This is a genomic window from Cytophaga sp. FL35, assembly GCF_014349235.1.
Lineage (GTDB): Bacteria > Bacteroidota > Bacteroidia > Flavobacteriales > Flavobacteriaceae > Euzebyella.
Genome location: NZ_JACSOH010000035.1, coordinates 1 through 23,613 on the forward strand (window position 1 = coordinate 1; position 23,613 = coordinate 23,613).

The 23,613-nt window shown below is 39.4% G+C and carries 22 protein-coding genes and 1 tRNA gene; 10 read left to right on the forward strand and 13 right to left on the reverse strand.

Translation table 11 applies throughout. The features are described from left to right. Positions 1–158: 158 nt before the first annotated feature. The 5 genes from BIZ36_RS18950 (at position 159) to BIZ36_RS18970 (ending at position 3,427) form a co-directional block, all read left to right on the forward strand. Positions 159–1,301 carry an Mrp/NBP35 family ATP-binding protein gene (locus BIZ36_RS18950; protein WP_187459445.1) on the forward strand — a complete coding sequence of 381 codons (1,143 nt, stop codon included), beginning with the start codon at positions 159–161 and terminating at the stop codon, positions 1,299–1,301. A gap of 2 nt (positions 1,302–1,303) precedes the next feature. Further along, positions 1,304–1,555, forward strand: a complete 252-nt coding sequence (locus BIZ36_RS18955) for a NifU family protein (protein ID WP_222937468.1) — start codon at positions 1,304–1,306, stop codon at positions 1,553–1,555. A 32-nt stretch (positions 1,556–1,587) separates the two neighbouring features. Further along, positions 1,588–2,646 carry an NAD(P)/FAD-dependent oxidoreductase gene (locus tag BIZ36_RS18960; RefSeq protein ID WP_187459446.1) on the forward strand — a complete coding sequence of 353 codons (1,059 nt, stop codon included), beginning with the start codon at positions 1,588–1,590 and terminating at the stop codon, positions 2,644–2,646. 68 nt (positions 2,647–2,714) lie between these two features. Further along, positions 2,715–3,062, forward strand: a complete 348-nt coding sequence (locus tag BIZ36_RS18965; RefSeq protein ID WP_187459447.1) for a four helix bundle protein — start codon at positions 2,715–2,717, stop codon at positions 3,060–3,062. Between the two features lie 38 nt (positions 3,063–3,100). Beyond that, positions 3,101–3,427: a 2Fe-2S iron-sulfur cluster-binding protein gene (locus BIZ36_RS18970; RefSeq protein ID WP_187459448.1), complete on the forward strand. Its 327-nt coding sequence runs from the start codon at positions 3,101–3,103 to the stop codon at positions 3,425–3,427. Here the strand turns inward: BIZ36_RS18970 and BIZ36_RS18975 are convergent. The 11 genes from BIZ36_RS18975 to BIZ36_RS19025 form a co-directional block, all read right to left on the reverse strand. Then, positions 3,424–5,163: an ABC transporter ATP-binding protein gene (locus tag BIZ36_RS18975; RefSeq protein ID WP_187459449.1), complete on the reverse strand. Its 1,740-nt coding sequence runs from the start codon at positions 5,161–5,163 to the stop codon at positions 3,424–3,426. The genes BIZ36_RS18970 and BIZ36_RS18975 overlap by 4 nt on opposite strands. 82 nt (positions 5,164–5,245) lie before the next feature. Then, on the reverse strand, positions 5,246–5,863 hold the full coding sequence (locus tag BIZ36_RS18980; RefSeq protein ID WP_222937469.1) for a hypothetical protein: 618 nt from the start codon (positions 5,861–5,863) through the stop codon (positions 5,246–5,248). A 92-nt stretch (positions 5,864–5,955) separates the two neighbouring features. Next, positions 5,956–6,699 carry a GDSL-type esterase/lipase family protein gene (locus tag BIZ36_RS18985; protein WP_187459451.1) on the reverse strand — a complete coding sequence of 248 codons (744 nt, stop codon included), beginning with the start codon at positions 6,697–6,699 and terminating at the stop codon, positions 5,956–5,958. 38 nt (positions 6,700–6,737) lie between these two features. Next, positions 6,738–7,811, reverse strand: a complete 1,074-nt coding sequence (locus BIZ36_RS18990) for a dipeptidase (protein WP_187459452.1) — start codon at positions 7,809–7,811, stop codon at positions 6,738–6,740. After that, positions 7,808–8,920, reverse strand: a complete 1,113-nt coding sequence (locus BIZ36_RS18995; RefSeq protein ID WP_187459453.1) for a D-TA family PLP-dependent enzyme — start codon at positions 8,918–8,920, stop codon at positions 7,808–7,810. Before BIZ36_RS18995 ends, BIZ36_RS18990 begins: the two co-directional genes overlap by 4 nt. Before the next feature lie 2 nt (positions 8,921–8,922). Beyond that, positions 8,923–9,390, reverse strand: a complete 468-nt coding sequence (locus BIZ36_RS19000) for a RidA family protein (RefSeq protein WP_187459454.1) — start codon at positions 9,388–9,390, stop codon at positions 8,923–8,925. Between the two features lie 7 nt (positions 9,391–9,397). Continuing rightward, a complete protein-coding gene (locus tag BIZ36_RS19005) occupies positions 9,398–10,714 on the reverse strand; it encodes a gluconate:H+ symporter (RefSeq protein WP_187459455.1) in 1,317 nt (438 codons plus the stop codon). Between the two features lie 72 nt (positions 10,715–10,786). Further along, positions 10,787–11,659 carry an alpha/beta hydrolase gene (locus BIZ36_RS19010; protein ID WP_222937470.1) on the reverse strand — a complete coding sequence of 291 codons (873 nt, stop codon included), beginning with the start codon at positions 11,657–11,659 and terminating at the stop codon, positions 10,787–10,789. Then, positions 11,616–11,855, reverse strand: coding sequence for a DUF1059 domain-containing protein (locus tag BIZ36_RS19015; RefSeq protein WP_187459456.1), 240 nt, complete (start codon positions 11,853–11,855; stop codon positions 11,616–11,618). The genes BIZ36_RS19010 and BIZ36_RS19015 overlap by 44 nt, the downstream gene beginning before the upstream one ends. Positions 11,856–11,957: 102 nt before the next feature. Beyond that, on the reverse strand, positions 11,958–13,589 hold the full coding sequence (locus BIZ36_RS19020; protein WP_187459457.1) for a sulfatase family protein: 1,632 nt from the start codon (positions 13,587–13,589) through the stop codon (positions 11,958–11,960). A 108-nt stretch (positions 13,590–13,697) separates the two neighbouring features. Then, on the reverse strand, positions 13,698–14,594 hold the full coding sequence (locus BIZ36_RS19025; protein WP_187459458.1) for a metallophosphoesterase family protein: 897 nt from the start codon (positions 14,592–14,594) through the stop codon (positions 13,698–13,700). A gap of 225 nt (positions 14,595–14,819) precedes the next feature. On the opposite strand from BIZ36_RS19025, the gene BIZ36_RS19030 reads away from it, so the two are divergent. The 5 genes from BIZ36_RS19030 to BIZ36_RS19050 all read left to right on the forward strand — a co-directional run bounded on the left by BIZ36_RS19030 (position 14,820) and on the right by BIZ36_RS19050 (position 21,424). Further along, positions 14,820–17,198 carry a GAF domain-containing protein gene (locus BIZ36_RS19030; protein ID WP_187459459.1) on the forward strand — a complete coding sequence of 793 codons (2,379 nt, stop codon included), beginning with the start codon at positions 14,820–14,822 and terminating at the stop codon, positions 17,196–17,198. Between the two features lie 57 nt (positions 17,199–17,255). Further along, complete coding sequence (locus BIZ36_RS19035) at positions 17,256–18,185, forward strand: DUF58 domain-containing protein (RefSeq protein ID WP_187459460.1); 930 nt, start codon at positions 17,256–17,258, stop codon at positions 18,183–18,185. Between the two features lie 134 nt (positions 18,186–18,319). Next, positions 18,320–18,393: transfer RNA gene (locus tag BIZ36_RS19040), tRNA-Asp, on the forward strand. Positions 18,394–18,645: 252 nt separating this feature from the next. Next, positions 18,646–19,881: a site-specific integrase gene (locus tag BIZ36_RS19045; protein WP_187459461.1), complete on the forward strand. Its 1,236-nt coding sequence runs from the start codon at positions 18,646–18,648 to the stop codon at positions 19,879–19,881. Between the two features lie 415 nt (positions 19,882–20,296). Further along, entirely contained in the window at positions 20,297–21,424 is a 1,128-nt protein-coding gene (locus tag BIZ36_RS19050) for a Fic family protein (RefSeq protein ID WP_187459462.1), read from the forward strand. Between the two features lie 666 nt (positions 21,425–22,090). Here BIZ36_RS19050 and BIZ36_RS21355 read toward each other — a convergent pair. Both BIZ36_RS21355 and BIZ36_RS19055 read right to left on the reverse strand, forming a co-directional pair. After that, on the reverse strand, positions 22,091–22,240 hold the full coding sequence (locus BIZ36_RS21355) for a DUF5989 family protein (protein ID WP_222937471.1): 150 nt from the start codon (positions 22,238–22,240) through the stop codon (positions 22,091–22,093). A gap of 11 nt (positions 22,241–22,251) precedes the next feature. Continuing rightward, the gene (locus BIZ36_RS19055) at positions 22,252–23,577 is read right to left on the reverse strand and encodes an MBOAT family O-acyltransferase (RefSeq protein ID WP_187459463.1); all 1,326 of its coding nucleotides are present in this window, start codon (positions 23,575–23,577) and stop codon (positions 22,252–22,254) included. Positions 23,578–23,613: the final 36 nt, after the last annotated feature.

Here is a 23,613-nt window from a genome sequence, read left to right on the forward strand (position 1 = left end):
ACCAGCAACCAGCAACCAGCAACCAGCAACCAGCAACCAGCAACCAGCAACCAGCAACCAGCAACCAGCAACCTATTACGTCATTTCTCATTTCAATTTAAATGCTTTAGTATCTAGCCCTTATAGCTTATCTTTGTTGTTTAGAATGATTTTGTATAATGAAGATAGATAAAAAGCAAGTTTTAAAGGCGTTAGAAAATATTACGGTACCCGGAGAAGGCCAAAATATGGTAGAGAGCGGTGCGGTAAAGAATGTACAGATTTTTGGTGATGAAGTAGAAGTAGATATTTCTATTTCCAACCCAAGTTTGCAGGCACGTAAAAAAACGGAGGTTGAAATACTCAAAGTTATTCACAGAGAGGTGTATGAAAAGGCCAAAATAAAAATTAATATCAAAGTTGATGCACCTGCGGCAAAACCAAAAACGAATGAAATTAAGGGGAAGCCTATTCCGGGAATTCAAAATATAATTGCTGTAGCCTCTGGAAAGGGTGGCGTTGGTAAATCCACGGTTACGGCCAACTTGGCGGTTACCTTGGCCAAAATGGGCTTTAAGGTTGGATTGTTGGATGCTGATATTTATGGGCCCTCAATGCCCATTATGTTCGATGTTGCCAATGAAAAACCATTGGCGGTCAACGTTGATGGTAAATCTAAAATGAAACCTGTAGAGAACTACGGTGTAAAACTTTTGAGTATTGGTTTTTTTACCCAACCCAATCAGGCGGTAATTTGGCGAGGTCCAATGGCCTCCAAAGCCTTGAACCAAATGATATTTGACGCGGCTTGGGAAGAGCTTGATTTTCTATTGGTTGACTTACCCCCGGGAACGGGAGATATACATTTAAGTATTATGCAGGCCATGCCAATTACAGGCGCTGTTGTGGTAAGTACACCACAAGAAGTGGCATTGGCAGATGCTAAAAAGGGAGTGGCCATGTTTCAGCAAGAAACTATAAATGTACCTGTGTTGGGTATAATAGAGAATATGGCGTACTTTACACCGGAAGAATTGCCCAATAACAAATATTATATCTTTGGTAAAGAGGGAGCAAAATATTTGGCGGAAGATTTACAGGTTCCTTTCCTTGGGGAAATTCCTTTGGTGCAGAGTGTTCGTGAAGCAGGTGACGTTGGTCGTCCGGCAGCATTACAGACCGCTACGCCCATTGAAGAGGCCTTTGAGGAGCTTACAAAGAATGTAGTGCAAGAAGTGGTGAGTAGGAATAAAAGCCTTCCACCAACGGAAGCCATTAAAATAACAACTATGGCGGGTTGTTCCGCCGTTAAGAAAAAGTAGGTATGACAACAATGACTGCTGAAGAATTACGAACAAATGTAGAAAAGGCTCTGGAAGAAATCCGTCCTTTTCTGCAAAGTGATGGAGGTGATATTTCATTGGTTTCCATTGATAACGAAAACTCTGTAAAGGTAAAATTGGAGGGTGCTTGCGTAGGTTGTTCGGTGAACCAAATGACCTTAAAAAGTGGGGTGGAGATGACCATAAAAAAATACGCCCCACAAATTGAAGAAGTTGTGAACATTGCTGAATAAAGCGTTGTTCGTCAAAAAAAAGTAATCGCTGAATGATTCAAACAGATATTCTGATTATTGGAGCAGGCCCGACAGGGCTTTTTGCCGTTTTTGAGGCGGGCTTGTTACAATTAAAATGCCATTTGATCGATGCACTTCCGCAACCGGGCGGACAATGTGCTGAAATCTATCCTAAAAAGCCTATTTACGATATTCCCGGTTTTCCGGAAGTTTTGGCAGGAGATTTGGTGGAGAACCTCATGAAACAGATTGAACCCTTTCAACCTGGTTTTACCTTGGGCGAACGGGCCGATACCATTGAAAAATTAGATGACGGAACCTTTATCGTAACGACCAATAAGGGAACACAACACAAAGCCCCTATAGTTGCTATTGCTGGTGGACTTGGTAGTTTTGAACCTCGTAAACCGTTACTGGAAAACCTTGGCAAGTTTGAAGACAATGGGGTGGCCTATATGATCAAAGACCCTGAAGTGTACCGCGATAAGAAAGTCGTTATCGCAGGTGGTGGCGATTCTGCTCTTGACTGGAGTATTTTCTTGGCCGATGTAGCATCTGAAGTTACTTTGGTACACCGTAGGAATGAATTTAGAGGGGCATTGGATTCCGTTGAAAAAGTACAGCAGCTAAAAAATAAGGGGAAAATCAATTTAATTACCCCGGGTGAGATTGTGGCGTTGCATGGGGAAGCGCAACTGGAATCAGTGCTTGTTAGGAAGAAAACGACTGCCGTAGAGGATATTAAGCTCGAGGTAGACCATTTTATTCCTCTTTTTGGCCTTTCTCCCAAACTAGGGCCTATTGGTGATTGGGGGCTGGAGATTGAAAAAAATGCCATTAAGGTGAATACTTTTGATTACCAGACCAATGTGCCGGGTATTTATGCCATAGGAGATATAAATACCTATCCCGGTAAGTTGAAACTTATTCTTTGCGGTTTCCATGAAGCCACTCTCATGTGTCAAAGTGCTTATCAACGCATCTTTCCAGATAAAAAATATGTAATGAAATATACGACGGTTGGTGGCGTTTCAGGATTTGACGGTTCTAAAAAAGAAGCTCCAAAGGCAGTTGTGAAGGCGATTGAATAAGTTAGGGGGTAGGAAGATAGGTATTAGGGAGTTAGGTGGTAGCAATTGATTAGATAACCAGTTTAAAAATGGCTGTTAAAAGGTTTGAAGACTTATTGGTATGGCAAAAATCCCAGAATTTTGCTGTTTCTCTTTACCAAGCATTTTCGAATTTGAAGGATTTTGCCTTTAAGGATCAAATTCTTCGGGCTTCAGTTTCAATTTCTAACAATATTGCGGAAGGATTTGAGCGTAGAACCAATACGGATTTCACAAGATTCCTTTACTTTGCAACTAGTTCCAACAGTGAAGTGAGATCAATGTTATATTTGTCCGAAAAATTGAACTTTGTAAGTAAAGTTGAGTCGGATGCATTAATTGAAACGTCAAATGAAATTTCTAAGATGCTTTACGGACTTATCAATTCAATGAAATAAGACTAGTTCACTAATTCCTAAATACCAAATTCCTTTTAATGGATATTAAAATTAAAATTACCGATCGCGAAGGGGTTACCCATGAAGTAGAAGCCCCAACGGATATGAACATGAACCTTATGGAAGTGGTGAGGGCCTACGAGCTCGCTCCGGAAGGAACTATTGGTGTTTGCGGGGGGATGGCCATGTGTGCTAGCTGCCAATGCTACGTAAAATCTGACCATGAACTTCCTGAAATGTCAGATGACGAAGATGCGATGTTGGCCGAAGCCTTTAATGTTGAGGACAACAGCCGTCTTGGTTGCCAGATTCATATGACCGAAGAACTGGACGGTCTTGAAGTAGAGCTCGCTCCCGAAAGTTAAATTCTAGCTTGGTAGGTAAATAAGTTATAATATCTTCCTTCTTTTGCAATTAGTTCGTCGTGGGTGCCGCGTTCCGCGATACGCCCGTTTTCAATGACCAATATCTGGTCTGCCTTACGAATCGTACTTAAACGGTGTGCAATAACAAAGGTGGTTCTACCTTCTGTTAGCGTGGTCAAACTTTTTTGGATCAAAGCTTCGCTTTCAGTATCCAAATTGGAGGTAGCTTCGTCCAAAATCAGAATTTTCGGGTTGGCCAAGATGGCTCTTGCTATGGCGATTCGCTGACGTTGTCCCCCAGATAGCTTAACGCCTCTTTCACCGATCAATGTATTAAGTCCTTCATCAAATCGGTCCGTAAATTCATTTACGTAAGCTGCTTTGACAGCTTCTTCCAATTCTTCTTCCGTTGCATCAGGTTTCGGAAAAAGAATATTATCGCGAATACTTCCTTCGAACAAAAAATCATCCTGTAATACGACTCCCAAAAACTGTCTGAAACTGGTAAGGTCTACTTTTGCCAAATCTTGGTTATCTATAATAACTTGTCCCTCATCAGGGGTTAAAAAACTGGCCGCTAAACTGGCAATAGTAGATTTTCCTGATCCTGAACTTCCTACCAAAGCAACTACTTCCCCGGCCTTTACATCAAAACTGATGTTATGAAGGACTTCTTTATCCTCTTCGTAAGCGAAGGAAACATCCTTAAAAATCATGTTCCCTTGTATTTCAGATAGAACAATGGTACGGTCTTTTTCGTCGGCCTCAGAAATTTGATTCATTAATTCCTCGGTACGGTCCAACCCCGCCAAGGCTTCGGTCAACTGACTGCCTATATTGCTCATTTGAACAATAGGAGCGACCATCAATGCCAAAAGAAAGGTAAATTCAAAGTATTCACCGGTAGATAGTTCTCCCTGCATCATCAAATACCCGCCGTAACCCATCATAATTCCGGTGGTAGCCAATCCCAATAAAAAAGTCGAAGAACTTGTCATCACTGCGGTGGCGGTCAAACTTTTCTTGACGTTTTTGTAGAGACGTTCAACCCCTTCTTCAAAAACTTTTCCTTCTTGTTCCTCGGCATTGAACCCTTTGATTACGCGAATGCCTCCCAAAGTTTCCGTTAGCCTACCTTTAACTTCAGCATTTATTTTTCCACGATCCCTGAAAACCGGACGGATTATTTTAAAGGCCTTCAAGGCTATAAATGCAAAGAGAATTAATGGGATGAAGGTCAATAAGGTCATAGTAGGGCTAATTCTCAATAAAAGTATCAACGAACCTATGGCGGTCAGAGTCCCTCCAACGAGCTGAACCAGTCCCGTACCAATTAAATTACGTACCCCTTCCACATCGCTCATAATTCTTGAAACGAGGGCACCCGATTTCGTGTTGTCAAAAAAACGCACAGGCAAGGAGAGTACTTGTTTTTGTACCTGTGCACGCAGCTCTGATATCATGTACTGCGCCTGAATACTGAGTACTTGGGTAAGCAAAAATGACATGGCAGCTTGGATCAAAAAAGCTAAAATTACAACAGCAACCAATATTTTGAGCAGGTCATAATTTTTGTTAGGTACAATATCATCTAAAAAATACCTAAGGGATACCGGCGCAACAAAACTTGCTGCCTTACTGATGACGATTAAAAGGAGACCGAGAAAAACCAGTTTTCTCCTTGGCCAAATGATAGTTTTAAATGCTGTAAGAATGCTAACTTTTTTGTCTGACATAAGAATCTTGAAAATTGCAAAAATAAAGCATTTGATCTAGAAGGGCCTCAATCAAAATTAATGGCAATCCGTCTAAGGGCGATTATTCCGAGTCTTTAGTGATAATGAGAGTGGCCTTTGAGCCCGTGGAAAGTAGCCACTTATTAGAATATATAAGTTTTCCTTGGTCATCATAGACATCTACTTGAGCCGTATTGGGTGCGGATGAACCAACGTTCAAGGCTTCAAAATCGATACGGTTGAATCCTGGTTCTAGGTCAAGGTTAATGCCTTTAAAGCTTCCTGTAAGAAGAATATTAGGGTCTACTACTTTGTCGTTAAGGTATATTTTTACCCGGTCACCATCCACATATTCATGGTCTCTGCAAACAATACCTACAAATTTCCCCGAACTTTTCACATCACCTAAATACATATCTGCAAAATGCTGTTTAGAGCCCTCCTTAGGTTCCCTTGGTCCCGCTTTTGGATCAATTTTCATCCCGTAACCTGCCTGTACCAAATTTCGGTCGTCTACCATCTTAACAGGATTTCGGGTGGTCATGTTTAAATTGGTTTCTGGATTGTCTACCACGGATGGTATGTTCAATGAAGTTCCTTCCTGGGGTTTCTTGGTGTCATCTATTTTATTGGCAGCCTCAATCTTTAATTCCTTCTGAACAGGAATATCGGTTTGTGCTATGGTTGAAGAACATAGCAATATAAAGAAGCAAGTTATGTAGTAAACTTTCCTATACATACCAAATACAAGTAAAGATAACAAATACCCTGCCACAGGGACCTAACGCAATGTTAAAACGATAATTTACGATAAATCGTATGGGCAATTAACTCGTGGCCCTTTGAGTTGGGGTGTATGGGGTCTTGATCATAACAATTGCCTTGTTGCTCTAATAAAGGTGTGTGAATATCAATTTCCATCTGGGAAACAGGATGTTCCATGTTCAGGACAATTTCCTTAAATTCTTGTAGAACCTCCGTTTCGTACTTAGGGTAGGGATTTTTGTAACCATAAGGAACAGAATCTGAGAGATGGTCCAGGGGTGCGGCATTAAGCGCTAATGGTGGAGGACTTAAAAGAATGGCGCCAATGTTCTTTTGCCGTAATTTCTCAAGAAAGGAGTAAACCCCAATTTTAAAGCTATTGAACAATTCTTCGGATGGAGGTCCATAAATACCGCAGTTGATTCCGTAGCAAAAAAGCGCCATGTCAATAGGGTTTTTTGCAAGGATGTCATCAAGTCTTTCAAAAAGGTACGGTCTTGGTCCTGGATGGTCTTCTTCCGTTAGGCCGGAAACTGTTTCACTACTTTTACCAAAGTTGATGAGTTTTATTTGTAACTCGGGATGTTCTTCATTCAATTTTTCTTGAAGTAGCTCCACATACCCATGTCCTCCGGCATTGGTAATGCTATCGCCAAAGCAACCGATAACCATGTTTTTCCTCAATTGAAATTTTTGGGATTCTGAACAGGAAGCCAAACTGCCCGCTATTAGGGCAAAAATCGAAGAATGGATAAATTGTCTTCTATTCATATAAAATAGGTTGCTGACTTAGAGCGAATTAATTTACATTATTTCCAAGTTTTTTTCAGGAAATTGAGAAAGTTTAAGTGAAAAATCTTTTCGATGTCTTTTTCATCGTAACCCCGATTTTTTAAAAGAGTAGGTACTTTTTGTAAATCTGCAATTGTATCTAAATCCATAGGGCATTGCTCCGTTCCAAAACCTCCGTCCAAGTCGGTTCCAATACCTACATGATCGGTATTTCCAGCGATTTGACAAATATGATCGATATTATCCGCCATTTGTTGCAGCGAACAATTCATGCCATTTGGAGTGGATTGACCGCGAACCCAGTTGGGTACCATCATCCAAGCATCTAAAACCACTCCAATGACAGCGCCCCTTCCAACTAATTCTTTGATTTGTTCATCTGAAAACTGTCTATTGTGGTCAACGAAGGCCCTGCAATTGTTATGACTTGCCCAGACCGGACCTGAATAAATATCCATTGTTTCCCAGAAACTTTGATCACAAAGGTGAGTGGCGTCTAGAATAAGGTTAAGGCGTTCAATTTCTTTAAGCAGTTCTTTTCCTTTTTGACCAATACCTCCAGAGGAATCGGTTCCAAAGGCATAGGTCCCGGGACCGTAGTGTGCCGGACCAATGGCTCGCAAACCTGCTTCATAAGACTTTTCAAGATAATCAATGGAGACAATAGAATCGGCTCCTTCCAAAGAAAGTATGTAGCCGATGGTTTTCTTTGGGTCATTTGTTGATTTCCAATACTCAAGATGGCTGTTGAGCTCTTCCCAATTGGTGATTTGTGTTAGTTCCCCTACATCTTCCATGGCCTTGTACCAAGCTAGCTGCCCTTGGGTTTGTGCCCACGCCTGTTGAGGAGAGTTCCATCCGGGTAACGGGTTTTCCTTTTTTACGTACCGAGCGATTTGTGTGGCTACACAAAGACCAATATTTCCTTTTCTCATCGCATCGAAAGAAACGGTATTGTATCCACGATCTGGCTTATCGGTCATGCCTTGTTCACTTCGTCTAATTTCATCAATAGGCCACCTGAGGTCACGGTTCCATTCCAAAGCATTCATAGAAAGGTCTAAATGGGCATCAAATATAAATTCGCTCATATATTTATCGATTGATTTCGGGCGGCCACTTTCCAACTTCCAACAATTCCATTGTTTTCTACTACTTGTAAATGATCATATTTTGCTACAGTAGGGCAGATGTGTTGGGGAATGGCATACACTATGTCACCAATTTGGTACGCCTCGCTTTTATTGGTATTAATCACAAAATGTTCCTCACTTTGTCCCACTTGTTCAAAGCTGTCTTCATTTAAGAATTGCACCCGGGGGAAGCCCATTTCAGGGGCCAACCATTTGTGCCCTAGGTCCAAACAAAGAATGTCTTCATTGGGCTTGCTTAATACTCGGGTGGCAAGAACGGCCGCCATTTTAAATTTCATCTCAGGAAAAGAGTTTCCGTAGCCAGCATCCCATAGAAGAGTGGTACCTGGGCTCGCCTCTACACCTTCCCGCAAACAGTGAAAGGGAAAGGTTGGAGAACCTCCAGCGATAATTGAAGGTACAGCTAACCCTTCTTTTTCAAGACTGGTTTTAAAGTCTATAACCGACTGAAAAGCTCGGTCGCAGTCCTTTTTCCGCTGTTCAAAATCCTTGTTTCTTAGGTGTCCGTCGTAGACATGCAAGCCCTTCACCGCAATACGAGAACTAGTGGTCATGGATTTGTACAAGTTGAAGGCAACTTTGTTAGGAGAAATTCCCGTACGGTTCATTCCATTGTTGACATCAAGCCATAGAGAGACACTAAGTTTTTCTTTGACTGCAATGTCCGATAGCTTTTTCAAGATAGATGGGTGGTCAACAAGGGTCGAAAATTCTGTACTCGGATAAGTTTTCATCAGCCTTAGAAATCGGTCTATGTTGGCACCTACCGGTTGCATGGCCAATAAAACGTCTTTGGCTTTATTTTGGGCCAAAAGCTCGGCTTCGGCAATGGTTGCGCATTTGAACTTCTGAATACCACTTTCCAATTGCATGTTGATGATTTCCGCAGTTTTATGGGTTTTAATATGAGGGCGGAGATTTTTAACGCCCCCCGCCATTTCGATCATCAAATCAATGTTGTACCGGATGGCTTTGGGGAATACCAAAAGTGCGGGTGTAATAGTTTCTTCGGGATTTTGAAGACAGTACCAATCCTTTAGTATCATCGTTACTTATGTAGTTCAAACATCGCCTCTATTTCTACCGAAATTCCTCCGGGGAGAATCATACCCACGGCACTTCGCACACCAACCCCATTTTCTGGGCCGAAAACCTCGGACATAAGTTCGCTAAATCCGTTGATGACCAAAGGTTGGTCTCCAAAATCTGGATGGGAGTTGACCATTCCCAAGGTTTTTACAATACGTTTGATGCGGTCAATATCTCCAAAATGGGTTTGAATGGTAGAAAGCATGGTAAGCCCTACTTGTCTTGCTCCCTTTTTTGCTTCTTCCAAACCAATATCGTGTCCCGCCCGTCCTTTCATCAGGCTTCCATCCGGTAGCATAGGGCCTTGACCGGAAACGTATAGAAAATTGTCTACTACCAAAACCGGTTTGTAAAGGCCCGCAGGTGGGGGTGCTGGTGGTAGGACCAGTCCGAGTGATTTTATTCTTTGGTTTGGTGTTTCGTTCATGGGTGAATTAAATAAAAGTGTTTAAAATGAGCACCCCTATCAAACCCATTATACCGACGGTAGTTTCCATGACCGTCCAAGTTTTCAGGGTGTCTTTGATAGATAGGTTAAAATATTCTTTATACAGCCAAAAACCGCCATCGTTCACGTGGGAAAGCATTAAACTTCCGGAGCCAATGGCCAAAACCATTAATTCGGCACTTGTTCCGGAATTTTCGATCAACGGTAGCGCAATACCGGCAGCTGTAAGTCCGGCCACCGTTGCAGAGCCTACACATACCCGGATAACCGTTGCAATGAGCCATGCCAAGATAAGTGGCGAAATACTAGAACCTTTGAGCATTTCACCTATATATTCACTCACACCGCTATCGATCAAAACTTGTTTTAGCCCTCCGGCACCTGCGATGATCAAAAGTACCATGGTTATGCCCGAAACAGCACTGGAGACTGAATCCATGATGTCTTTCATCTTTTTACCTCTTGCCAAGCCTAAGGTGTATATGGCGACTAGGACGGAAATGAGCATGGCTATTACGGGATCTCCTAAAATGTCCGTAATTTTTCTTATGATATGTTCTTCTGGAAGAAATAAGGCCACTAGTGACGCCAAACCAATCAAAATTACCGGTAGTAAAGCCGTAATAATGCTGACCGCGGTATTGGGCATCTCTTCATCCTTTAATACAACAGGATTTAAAAATTCCTTAAGCGGCGTGGCCTTTACATTTTTTATAGTTCTGGAAAACAAAGGCCCAGCGACAATGATTGCAGGAATTGCAACGATAATCCCATATAATAAGGTTTTGCCAATATCTGCATTAAACATAATTGCAATACCCGTTGGGGCAGGATGTGGTGGTAAATAACCATGTGTAACGGATAGGGATGCCAACATGGGAAGCCCCACGTAGATAAGAGGTAGACCGGTAGCGGCGGCAACTGTGAAAACTAAGGGAATCAAAATAACAAATCCAACGGTATAGAACATGGGTATGCCTACTATAAAACCTGTAAGTACTACTGCCCATTGAATATTCTTTTTGCCAAATTTGGTTACCAACTGGGTGGTAATCCTTTGTGCGGCACCACTATCGGCCACTAATTTTCCCAACATGGCTCCCAAGCCTAAAATTAATATGAGGTACCCTAAGGTACTTCCAATTCCCTTCTGAATGGATTCAGATACGGTAATAAAATCCATGCCTTCAGCAACTCCCACTAATAAGGAAACAATGATAAAAGCAATGAAAGCGTTGAGTCTAAAACGGGCAATGAGGATAAATAGGAGAATAATCCCGGCAATTACAATGGCAAGTGGCATAGGTTGATTTTATGAGTCGGTTAAATATACAATTTTGAAAAATCTCTTAGGATTTTTGAGAATTTATATGTTCTAATTGACTTTAATCTTGGATTGTCTGCTTAAATAGCCCAATGACTGTAAAAATTTATCGGTTTCAAAAACAGTTTCTTTGTACATGTCCTTGAATTGCGGATTAAAAAAACCATGGATTTTATCTTTATAAATGTGTAATTCGCATCTACCTCCCGTTTTCTCCATTACAGTCTGATAATAGGCGGCAGTCTCTACGGGAATGTACCGGTCTTTGGTACCCAAAAAGAAAATGGTGGGCGGCGGGTCTTTTTGTATGTTATGAAGAGGAGAGAAATCCTTATAGGCACTTCCAATACGTTCATAACCGTAACCGGCCGGGCCATTGTCAATCACGGGGTTAAATAATATCAGGGCGTTTGGTTTGCAATCAATAGAAATATCATCATTGGGGTCGTTATATTTTTGGATAAATGCAGTGGCAGCTGCTAGATGACCTCCTGCAGACCCACCAGAGGCTGTAATTCTGTTGGGATCAATTCCTAAATCATCAGCGTTTGAACGAACATACCTCATAGCGGTCTTGGCATCTTGAAGAGCTATGAAAGGAGAAGTACCGTGTTTGGATTCCGTACGGTAATCTGCCAAAATACAGACCATGTTACGTTTGCTGAAGTATTTTGCCTGCTCCAGGAAATGATGACGGTCCCCATTGCGCCATCCTCCCCCAAAGAAGAAAACGATGGCCGGAAGCGGTTTTTTGATTTCCTTTTTTTCAGGTCGGTAGATTTCCAAATACAGATTAACGGTGTCAATTTGTTTATATCTAATAGTTTCCTGTCCACATAAAGTTGTGAAAGCAAGAGAAAAAATAATTGGTAAAAGGTTTTTAATCATTATTGGGTAAGGATGTGAATTCTTTTCTTTTTTCATTGAACCATGTTTGCATTTTTTCCGGATTCTGCATTAACCCTTGCATTTTATTCATTGCTTCTAAATGATCTTTATCGCCTTTTTGAAACATTTCCATTCCGTGTTTTTTGCTTAGTTCGGCCATTTCTTCAAAGGTTTCTGCGTGAAATTCTTGGTTGCAGGCACCTCCCAATTGCTTACAGGTCATTGTTTTCATAAATCGAGAATTTTATTTCATTATTGAACTATCTTTTTGGCTAATCCTTAGAAAGTTACAAAAACCCTAGAACTACGATTTCAACGATTTAAAAGCTAGGCTTTATGGCTGTATGCTTGGTTTGGGAAATTTGCGCATGGGAGAGTAGCGTATATACGAGTTGAAAATCTCTTTGTCCGGACCTACTACTCTTGGGTCTTTCGTCTCTTTCAGTACGGCAACCATTGCCTCTCGCAATTCAGCTTCTATGTCATTGTGACTTTCGCTACCGGCAAGATTGTTTACGCAATCAGGGTCTTCCTTAATATTAAAAAGTTCGTACTCAGGCCGCTTGCCAACTGCAAGTTCAAAATAAGGTGCTATTTTGGGCTGATCGTAATTTTCAATAAGAAAGGTCTTAGTAGGGCAATCATCAATATCCATAAATGCTGCATCCGGTATAAATTTTCCGTCTTCATCCAAACCATACATGGGCATAAGTTCCGTGGTATCTTTAGGGTGGTACTTTTGAGGGGCGCCTGCAGGCCAAAGATTTGGGTTCATGTTCCAGATATATAAGTAGTCCCCGCCTTTAATAATTCTTTGGGGATACCCCTTGTTTAAATACCTACTAGATGAATGCCTTTCCCTTCCTGCCAAGGCATATTTTCTAGAGGTGTCTATAGTTCCCGATTTTTTGGACCTAAGTATATGGGAGAAGCTTTTACCGGAAATGGGCATCATTCCTTCTGCAGAAGTTTCTGTAAGTTCAAGTAGTGTAGGAGCGAGGTCTACAAATCCCAGTGCATCCTCAACCATTCTGCCTCCCGGAAATTCCTTTGGGAATTTAATGGCCATAGGAACGTGAACGCCATGATCATACCCGTTGGCTTTCGCTCTGGGAAACGGCATCCCGTTATCTGCGGTGACAATCACAATGGTATTGTCCAATTCCCCTGTCTCTTTTAAATATTCCAACATTCGCTGTAAATGCAGATCAAACCATTCTATTTCCACAGCATAATCCAGCAGGTCTCCCCTGATTATATCATTGTCCGGTAAAAAATCGGGCACTTGGGCATCCGCCAATTTTTTGCCCCTTCGAATCCAAGAGTCCTGTTCATATTTTCTATGAGGTTCTGTACCACCGTACCAGAAAAAGAAAGGTTCGTCCTTCCTGGTTTGCTCCATGAAATGTTTAAAGTTTTCAAAATAATTGGTAGTGTTGATACCACTAGCAAAGCGTTCATCATTTTCTTCGGTATATCTAATTTCACTATGCTCCACTCCCGCGGCATTCTCTCTTCTGAAAAGGGAATCCTGTGCATCGGAGGCGTATTTGAAAGGCCCCACGCCTTTACCGGTCCTTCCTGTTTTGTAACCGTTCTTTTCCAAAAGGTCTATGAACGAAACATGTTTTTTAAGCCATGAAGAGGCATGCTGTCCAGATTGTTCATTTTGCCAGTGGTACCTGCCCGTAACAATGGAACTACGGGAGGGGGCGCATCCGGGAGATCCGGCATAAAAATTTTTAAAATAAATTCCTTCTTCGGCAATTTGATCAAAAGCGGGGGTGTTGATATAGGTGCTACCACCAAAACTGGTGTGGCCAAAAGACTGATCGTCACTTATGGCAAATAGAATATTGGGCCGTTTGGGTTTTGGGTTTTGCTCATGCGGAGCCTCTTTGCAATTCCAGAGCGTTAGTGCGAATAACAGCGTAAGGAACTGCACAGATACATTTTTCTTGTGCATTTTTATCTAGAGTGTTTATTGTTAAAAGTTAAAAATAAGAAATTAGTCTTAGCTGCGAAGTTTTATTAGGTGATAGTGGTTTTTTTAACAGAAAATGAGAATTGGTAGTTATTCCAAACGATAATCCACCAATTTTTGAGGTCCTTCCAATAACAGTCTCACCACCCTTAAAAAACCATCCTCCGTGGTGGCAATTTGCCATTTGATGAGTGAAATTTCACCATTTACAATTTCAATACCCGTAATACTCCTTGGGTGAACGCAACTCCCGTCATTAAAAAATGGAATATCTCCCGGTTCTGGAAACCGGGGTCTGTGCGTATGGCCTACTATGGTAAGAAGTAACTTTTTGTTTACTATCCACTTTTTAATCCTTCTTTCTATTTTAATGAGTTCTGTATAGTTTTTCGCCGGACTAGTGGGGTCTGCAATACCCCAAACCTGTAGGGGTTTCCATAATGCTCTCACCAAAAATCTACTCCAGCGCCAAAAAGTATAGTTCCACCAATCTGCTTGGTGGCCATGTGCAAGGAAAATCTCTTGGCCTGTATGCGAATGCTGTAGGATAACCGCTTCATTATAGCTAATGCCCTCAAATAATTCCTTGTCTTCGCCATCTATGGGTTCAAAATAACTGCTGAGATGTTTTTTTACATAGTTGGGGTCCTTATAAACCATATCATGGTTTCCCCAAATCATATGAAGACGTTTTTCCAAGTGAAATTTCCTAAGAAGCTGATATACGTTTTTGTGCGCCTCAAAAATGGATTCAAAGCTTATGTTTTCCCAAAGTTCATCGCCATCACCCAGTTCGCAATATTGAAATCCTTCTTTGTAATAGAAGTTGAGGGCGTGAAAGTAGATATTTCTGTTGTTGGCAAAATCATCGGCAAAACTATTATCACCCCTGTGGCAATCGCTAAAGAGAATAAATTTTGATCCGTCATCAAAAGATACTCTTTTGGCATTCTCATAGGCTTTAGATAATCGTTTAAATGAAGACATTGAAACTCTCAAGTTATATGCGGCTACTAATTTAAGCAGTAAATCAACACATTAAAATAAACAGATGATAATCCATAGCATATTTTAATTGTGGAAATCGGTAGAATTTACTCGAGGTGTTATTAGTTTAAAAGCTTATAATTTAGGTTGTGAGGTTTGTAATAGGGGTAATACCTACCTAATAATTTTGTAATTTTGCAATAAGTTTTACGACTGAATATGGGTATGGCAAATCTTAATTATAAAGAGTTACCGCTAAAGCAGCTTATAAGTTTCAACAAACTGTTGCAACGGTATGAGGTCATGGCCCAAAGTGACAATGAATACTTGGCCAAAAAGGCAAGACGTATCCTAGAGGCACAAGAACCTTATCCGGAATTAAGGGAAGGTTTTACAGATGTGAAATTGCTGGAGAAGAATAAGGATTTGATTCATTTTCTTTTACAAGACCTTTTTTCTGAGGTGCTAGCGGAGAATGAAATAAAAACGGCTTCCCTGCCATACGATAATACTATATTCAACTCCTCAAAAAGGTTTCAAAAAATAATAGAGGAAGCAGGACAGGGTAGCGACTTTGTCCCTGAAATGCGGAACATGCCAGATGACCAAATGTACGTGATGGCATGTACCGTTATTCTGACTTTTTATTACGGACTTCCGTTGGATTTTAAACGTCCTTTCTTTTATGATATTCCGGATGCTAATGGGGTTATGAGACACTATCGCATTCTTTACAATGCCGATTTTATTGAGCTTTTGCCTACTGAAAAAGCAAAGAAGCTGTCTCAAACAGATGTTGAGGAATTACTGGACAATTTTGATAATATAGATTTGTGGAAGGAAAAAATTCCGCCAAACAGTTTTGTATCCAAAGGGTTTGTTATTTCCAATATGTTCGATGTTACCGTTGAACATTCCATTTCAGAATTAAAATCCAGTTTAATAGCTAGTGATAAGCGCGATAGTGAGGGGTTTGTAGATAATTTGCAGGCAACTTTTCAGTCGTTCTTTAATAAGGCCAGTATTCGCGCCGGGTTTATGACCTTTAACGCGAAGACAGATAGTTTTGAGCCTGTTTATGGTGCGGGAATGGATAGTTTTGTTCTTGGAAATATGGATGTGAAGAACTGTAATGAGATTCTTTGTCCTGATTCTTACAAAAAACTTTTGCGGGACAATACCTATTTTGCTATTTCCGATGTAGATAGGTATGCAGAGCAATCTGAAGCCCCACTTTATAAAAATCTACAGCAACAAGGTATTAAGAGTGCCGTTTTTGCACCAATAGCGGATAAGGATAATCTACTAGGGGTATTGGAATTGGTGTCTACGGAAAAGAATGCGCTTAACAGTGTAAACGCCAACAAGCTTCAAGATGTAATGCCTTTTATAGTATCGGCAGTTCTTAGATCCAAGGCAGAGGAAGAGAACTTGATAGATGCGGTAATTCAACATGAATGTACTTCGGTCCATGAAGCCGTGTATTGGCGCTTTCAAGAGGAGGCAAAGAGATTTATTAAGGAAGATTTGGAAGGTGCCCAACCCACTTTCAGGGAAATTGTTTTCAAAGATGTACATCCACTCTATGGACAGATAGATATAAAAAACTCTTCGGATGCAAGAAATGTTGCTATTCAAAGAGATTTAATGATTCAACTTTCCACAGTAAACAAAGTGCTGGAGGCTGCCTGGGTAAAGAATAAATTACCTATTTACGAGGAGTTGATGTTTCGAGTAAATGATCACATGGACAGTATTAAGGAAAGTTTGAACACCAATAGTGAGCAGGCTATCTTTAATTTTGTGGCCGATGAGATTCATCCGGTATTTTCGCACCTAAAAAAATCGGATTCGGAAATAGCCAATTTAATTTCTTCGTATGAATCTTCCATAGATATGGGAACGGATTCCTATTACGACCATAGGAGGAACTACGATGAAAGCGTAATGCTGATCAATAAGAAATTAGCGGCACTGATCGATAAGAAGCAACAAAATGCTCAAGCCATGTTCCCTCATTATTTTGAGCGGTACAAAACAGATGGTGTAGAGCATAATATTTATATAGGCGATTCTATTTCAGGTGATTTGCCGTATAACCCCATTTATCTAAATAATTTAAGATTGTGGCAGTTACAGGTTATGTGCGAAATGGAAAACGCACATTACAAATTAAAACCTGAACTACCCGTTCCTTTAGATGTGGCTTCTTTGGTTTTGGTATATAACACCTCTTTGTCCATTAGGTTTAGAATGGATGAAAAGAGGTTTGATGTGGACGGAACCTATAACGCCAGGTATGAAGTAATCAAAAAGCGTATAGACAAGTCATATATTAAAGGGACCAATGAGCGTCTTACCCAGCCTGGAAAGATGGTTATAGTATATTCCCAAAAGAAGGATGAATTGGAGTACTTACGCTACGTCAAGTTTCTGAAATCCAAAGGTTATTTTAGCGGTAAGGTTGAAATCGTTGAACTTGAAGGATTGCAAGGCGTGTCTGGATTAAAAGCAATTAGGGCGGATATTCTTTATAAAACTGCCGATAAAGCAAATAAGGACACCTATACGTATGAAGACCTTATGGAGGAATTGAAATCTTAAGGAGACCCTTTCCCTTTTACTTAATATTTTAAAGTTCACAATCTGTATCTTAGTCATATGAATTTACAGAATGAGCTTCATGATGCTTCTTTGTTCCAAAATTTAGAACTTTTGGCCCAACAAGTAGTGGAAGGTTTTATCAGTGGTATGCACAAGAGTCCCTTTCATGGGTTTTCTGCGGAATTTGCAGAGCATAAAATTTACAACGCCGGGGAAAGTACCAAGCATATAGACTGGAAGTTATATGCTAAAACGGATAAGTTGTATACCAAAAAATATGAAGAGGAGACCAATTTACGGTGTCATATGATTTTAGATAACTCTGCCTCCATGCACTATCCTCACACGGGAAATCTATCCATTTCCAACTTAAATAAAATAGGTTTTGGAACTTTGGCCATAGCCGCCTTAATGAATGTTCTAAAAAGACAGAGAGACGCCGTAGGACTTAGTATATTTTCAGACCAATATGATTATTACGCTCCGGAAAAAGGGAGTGAGAGGCACCATCAAATGTTGTTGTCAAAACTAGGGGAGGTTAGTGGAGAAACAAATCCAGCTAAGAATACCAGAACCTATACTTTTTTACATCTAATTGCCGAAAAAATTAAAAGGCGAAGCCTTATCTTTTTATTTACGGATATGTTTCAAACCGAAACGGATGACGAAAAACTATTTGAAGCTTTGAGACATTTAAAGTATAACAAGCATGAAGTGGTGTTATTTCATCTTATGGACAAGGCCACGGAACTCAATTTTAATTTTGACAATGTACCAAAACGATTCGTGGATGTGGAGACGGGGGAACATATAGATTTGTATAGCGAAGGAGTTAAAGCGGATTATGAGAAACGTTTAAAAGCTTATTTTGAAGCACTTAAATTGAAGTGTGCGCAATACCGGATCAAGTATGTTGAAGTTGATATTAAAGCCGATTTCTCAAGGGTCTTAAATACATATTTGGTAGAGCGAAGAAATTTTTTGTAGAAAGGAGATTTTTTTAATTAAATAGTTTGTACAATTAAGAAAGGGGTGTATATTTGCACTCGCTTTACTGAAGTAGTAACAAGGTTTGAATTTCGCTGTTGCGAAAGTCCTAATTCAATAAGGGTAAAATCATTGGTCTGGTAGTTCAGTTGGTTAGAATACCTGCCTGTCACGCAGGGGGTCGCGGGTTCGAGTCCCGTCCAGACCGCTTGGAATATTTCCAAATTAACACAAAAGCCTGTAAATGAAATGTTTACAGGCTTTTTTCATTTCCACTGATACCAAAAAACATCAAAAAACACCATAAAAAAGGTGCCTAATTCGGTGCCTCTCAAGAGTCTTTTTTCAGAGGCACCTCCATCTCTATAATTGTCTGAATTGCAATTTATTGCAAAGATTTGTTAACATTTATTTAAGAGCTCTTTTTGTACCTTCAGAGTGTCAATTCAATGCTGTTCTTATGTTTTCAACAATCAATGTCATCTTTTATCCAAAGAGAAAGGTAGTCAAGGAGCCAAAAAAATCAATTATATATGCCCGAATTACCCTTCATGGTAAACGTGCGGAGTTCAGTACAGGTAAGCAAATTGAGCTTTCCAGATGGGATGCGGACAACTGTAGGGTTCGCGGGAAAGGCTTTGAAATACTAGTGCTTAACCGATTTTTCGATACTCTAAAGGCAAAATGTATCTCTATCTATGATGAGCTGGTCCGCAGTGGCGAAGATGTGGATGCCGATACCGTGAAAAACATCTTTTTGGGCAAGGGCCAAAAACAGTATATGATTTTGGAAATATTCCAAAATCACAATGACGAAATGGAAAGTTTAGTGGGCCGGGAATATTCATCCGGAACACTTCAACGATATAAAGCCGCCAAATCGCACATCTCAGATTACATCGAACAAAAGTACCAAAAAAAAGATTTTCCGCTTAAAAAGCTCGATTATGAGTTTATAACGGGCTTTGATTATTATTTGAAGAGCAAAAAATTACTTTCACACAATACAGCGACCAAATATATTGTCAATTTCAAGAAAATTGTTCGCATCGCCTATGCCAATCAATGGATTGACCGAGACCCTTTCTTCCACTGGTCAGCGAGTTGGAAACAAAAAGAACGTGAGTTTCTGACCCATGAGGAGCTGGAATCGATGCTTAAGCAGGAATTTGATTTCGAAAGATTGGGCACAGTGCGGGACATGTTTTTATTTTGTTGCTATACTGGACTGGCATTTGCCGATATAGAAAAGTTGACAAAGGATGATTTGGTGAAGGACATCAGTGGAAATAAATGGATCAAGACCAAAAGGAAAAAAACCAAGGTTTTGAGTAGCATCCCATTGCTGAGCATTCCAGAAGCTATCATTGAAAAGTATAAAGAGCATCCTAGAGTGATTCAAAAAAAGACATTACTTCCAGTATATACCAATCAACGATTTAATTCCTACTTGAAGGAAATCGCTACGATATGCAAGATTCAAAAGACATTGACAACCCATTTGGCTAGACATACATTTGCAACTACAGTTACACTTTCCAATGGGGTGCCGATTGAGTCGGTTAGCAAAATGTTGGGTCATACCTCCTTGAAGACAACACAGATCTATGCCAAGGTGTTGGACAGTAAAATTTCGCACGATATGGAAAAATTGAAAAATGACCCTGCACTATTAGAGTTCGCAAAGTCCATTTGACTTTTTATTCGCCATCATACCACTTGTCCTAATTTGGGACACTTCATTTTAATTAATTCAAATTGCGAATTCCAAAAAAATGAAATTTTGAAATTTCCCGTTTATTAATTGTTTTATATAGTTTGTATATGTTTTAAATAAGATACCAATGCTTGTTCACTGCTTGTCCCAAATTTAGTACAGTATGAGTACAGGACTTGTCCCAATTTGTAGACAAGTCGAATTCATCTATTTTGACTTGATTTGGGTTTTTCGGAACTCTCTTCAGGTTATCCAACAACATGCATTATTACATTATAGCCTCTCGATATAGAGACTTCGAGTATATGATTACAGCATTATTTGGGCTATAAAAGTTTAATTTATAGCTCATTTTTTCATTATTTTTGGGCTATAAAACTGAATTATATAGCTCATGACAGCCTTTAAATGGAACTGGCAACAAAAAGACTGGCCCAATTTCATCTATGATGAGGCAGCTTTGGAGGAACTGGAATTTCAGTTTGTCCAAACTAGTGGAGTAGCGCTAGGTTCCATTAAACATATTGATGAGGAAGACAAAAATGAGCTTTTAATTGAAGTTCTGTCGGATGAGGCCCTAACTACTTCAGCCATTGAAGGAGAATATCTTGACCGTGGGAGTATTCAGGAATCGATCAAAAAAAACCTGGGTCTTGAAACGGAAAGAAAGAAACTCCCCCAAGCTGAATATGGAATATCTGAAATGATGGTCAATCTATATCGAACATACGCAGTACCATTGAACCATGAACAACTTTTTAAGTGGCATCAGATGCTCACCCATGGCAGAAGGGATTTAGTGGATATTGGAAGATATCGTACCCATGAAGATCCTATGCAGGTTGTTTCAGGACGCCTCGATAAACCAACAGTTCATTATGAAGCCCCTCCCTCGTCACAAATGCCAAATGAAATGGAAGCTTATATAAGTTGGTTCAATGAAACACATACGACAAACAGAACCAAAATGCTTCCATTGGCCAAGTCAGGATTGGCACATTATTACTTTTTGGCCATCCACCCTTTTGAAGACGGTAATGGACGTATTGCGCGAGGACTTTCTGAAAAATCGATTTCTATGGATTTGGGAAGACCAGCACTCATATCCCTTTCACAGACTATAGAGTCAAACAAAAAAGATTATTATTCTTCCATAGAAGAACACAATTTCAAATTGGATATTACAGAATTTCTGCTATACTTTGGGAAAACAATCCTTTCGGCACAGAAACACACCATCAAAACCATTGACTTTTTGATTCAAAAAGCAAGGTTCTTTGATCAATACTCCCGTTTGATGAACGAACGCCAGCTAAAAGTAGTCCAACGTATGTTCAAAGCGGGGTATAAAGGATTTAAAGGAGGACTTAGTGCGGAAAATTATATACGAGTTGCCCAAACATCCGCATCGACTGCCACAAGGGATTTAAAGGATCTGGTTGACAAATCGGTTCTGCTCAAAACCGGAGAACTTAAAAGCACGCGATATTCCCTTAATCTTGAATCTAAAAATTTATTTTAATCTTGCTCATAACAGTAGAAACCATAAATTGTTTGAGTTGTTCATGTAACATGAACAGAAGATGGAATTGAACACCCATTTTATGTTTAACTCGATTTAAGAATGATTCCTGATAATTATCCTTATTATCAAAAAGACACATTAGTTTAAGTAATTATTTTCTCCTTTGCTAGATATAATGTCGTCCTTTCTTCTAGGGATTAAATTCATATTACAAGCGAAAACGGTTTGCCAACCAACTTCTCCTACATTGAACCTAATATTATATCCCCTAATTGTTGAATTATCCTTGCAAAGGGACTAATTGATTATCATTCAATCTTACCAAGGATTTAAAAAATCATTTTTCGTGAATTGATGATTACACACTTCAAAAGTACTGTTCGGATTTGTGGGTTTTTGTTTTATCCAATAGTACAATCTTGCAAATACAGCAACGGGAGTGAGAATCAAAAAATAGAAAATAGCCAATACCAATCCAAGTATTGAATTGATAACTAATTTGTTCCATGAATCAATTAAATTTGAAACATTTTTACCGAAAAGGGGGAATAATAAGAGGAATATATCAAAAATCAATACCAATAAAAGAATCCAAATCTGTTCGAATATGGCAAAAAGGAGAATAGCGGGAATGTTAAATGAAAGAAAACTGGGAAATTTCATCTAAAACAATGAATAAATAAATGGGGATATGTAACTCGACCCCAAGGCTAAAATTATTGCACTGAGAAGAAGCATGAAAAAAATTGTTGGCGCCAACCAATATTGTTTTCTTCTTAGAATAAAATAAAACAACGCTTCTAAATCCTTCATTTCGCTTAAGCTTAATAATTGAAATATATGAATTCTTGTCCTCCTATATCCCCAAAAATCAATATCATTATAATCATGCTAAAATAATAAATACTTGTGCCTATTATTTCGTTGTCCTTGGTAGGTATTTCATAGATTAATTTAAGCAAAAATTTTCTATGGCAAACTAAAAGTGTTGTTATCAATATTGCTAAATAAAATAGGTTGACTTTTGAGGAAAGTTCATGCCAGAATATTGATAATGACCAGTTACTTAGCGTGAAAATGCTGTTAAAATAGGAAATCAAAATATCTGTATCTTCAATTCTAAAGACAATCCAAGTCAATGACAAAATAATAATGAAAAGTATCCATTTCGTTAATCTGATCAATTTAGAAGACCTATGGATTACCTTTCCTTTTCTATTCTTCCTTAATCGATGCCATAAATCTTCACCTAAATATAAAAAGGCATGTATAGTGCTCCATATCAAGAAGTTAATTGAAAATCCATGCCAAAAACCACTTGTTAAAAATGTTGTGATGATTGTTCCGGCAAACAATAAATAGTTATTCTGATTTCGTCCGCCAAGAGGGATATAAATATAGTCTTTAAGCCATTTGGATAATGTGATGTGCCAACGATGCCAGAATTCACGGAATGAAGCTACAGCATAGGGATTATTGAAATTGGCATTTATAGCAAAGCCAAGAATCCTACCTACTCCAATGGCGATGAGCGAATAACCCCAAAAATCAAAATATAGTTCAAATGTGAAAAGAATGGACGAAAATACTAAGGTAAGGGAGTTGAAACTCTGATGATCACTAAATATTGGAGAGGTTATCAAATGGATTTTATCCGCTACGATCAGTTTCAAAAAATATCCAAAAAGACAGATTTTGAACCCAATGATTAAATTAGTCAAATGGAATTTAGCAGGGTTGTGAAACTGTGGGAGAAGGTCGTTCATTCTATGAAGTGGGCCAGCAACAGATTGAGGGAAAAACCCAAGGAAAAGACATATGTCAGTCAACGCAATCTTTTCCTTCATTGTATTCTTAGCTTTGTCGGCCAATAAACTAATGGCCTGCAACGAATAAAATGAAATTCCCAATGGAATTGCTCCCATTAGGAATGTACTTTCCGATTGCACATGAGATATCTTAATCGGCATGGATAAGTATTTGACTAGAATAAGTAATGTGAATATTGAAATTATTCCTGTTCCCAAAATGAATTTCTTCTCAAATCTTGAGTGAAGCATAACTGAGATGAAAGTTATCGTTATCGCACATAATAGAAAGACCAAATTGCTAATACCAGCCATTCCGAAAAAAAATATTCCCCCAGTCATTATAATTGCATTTTTATAACGCACGCTACCCTTCAA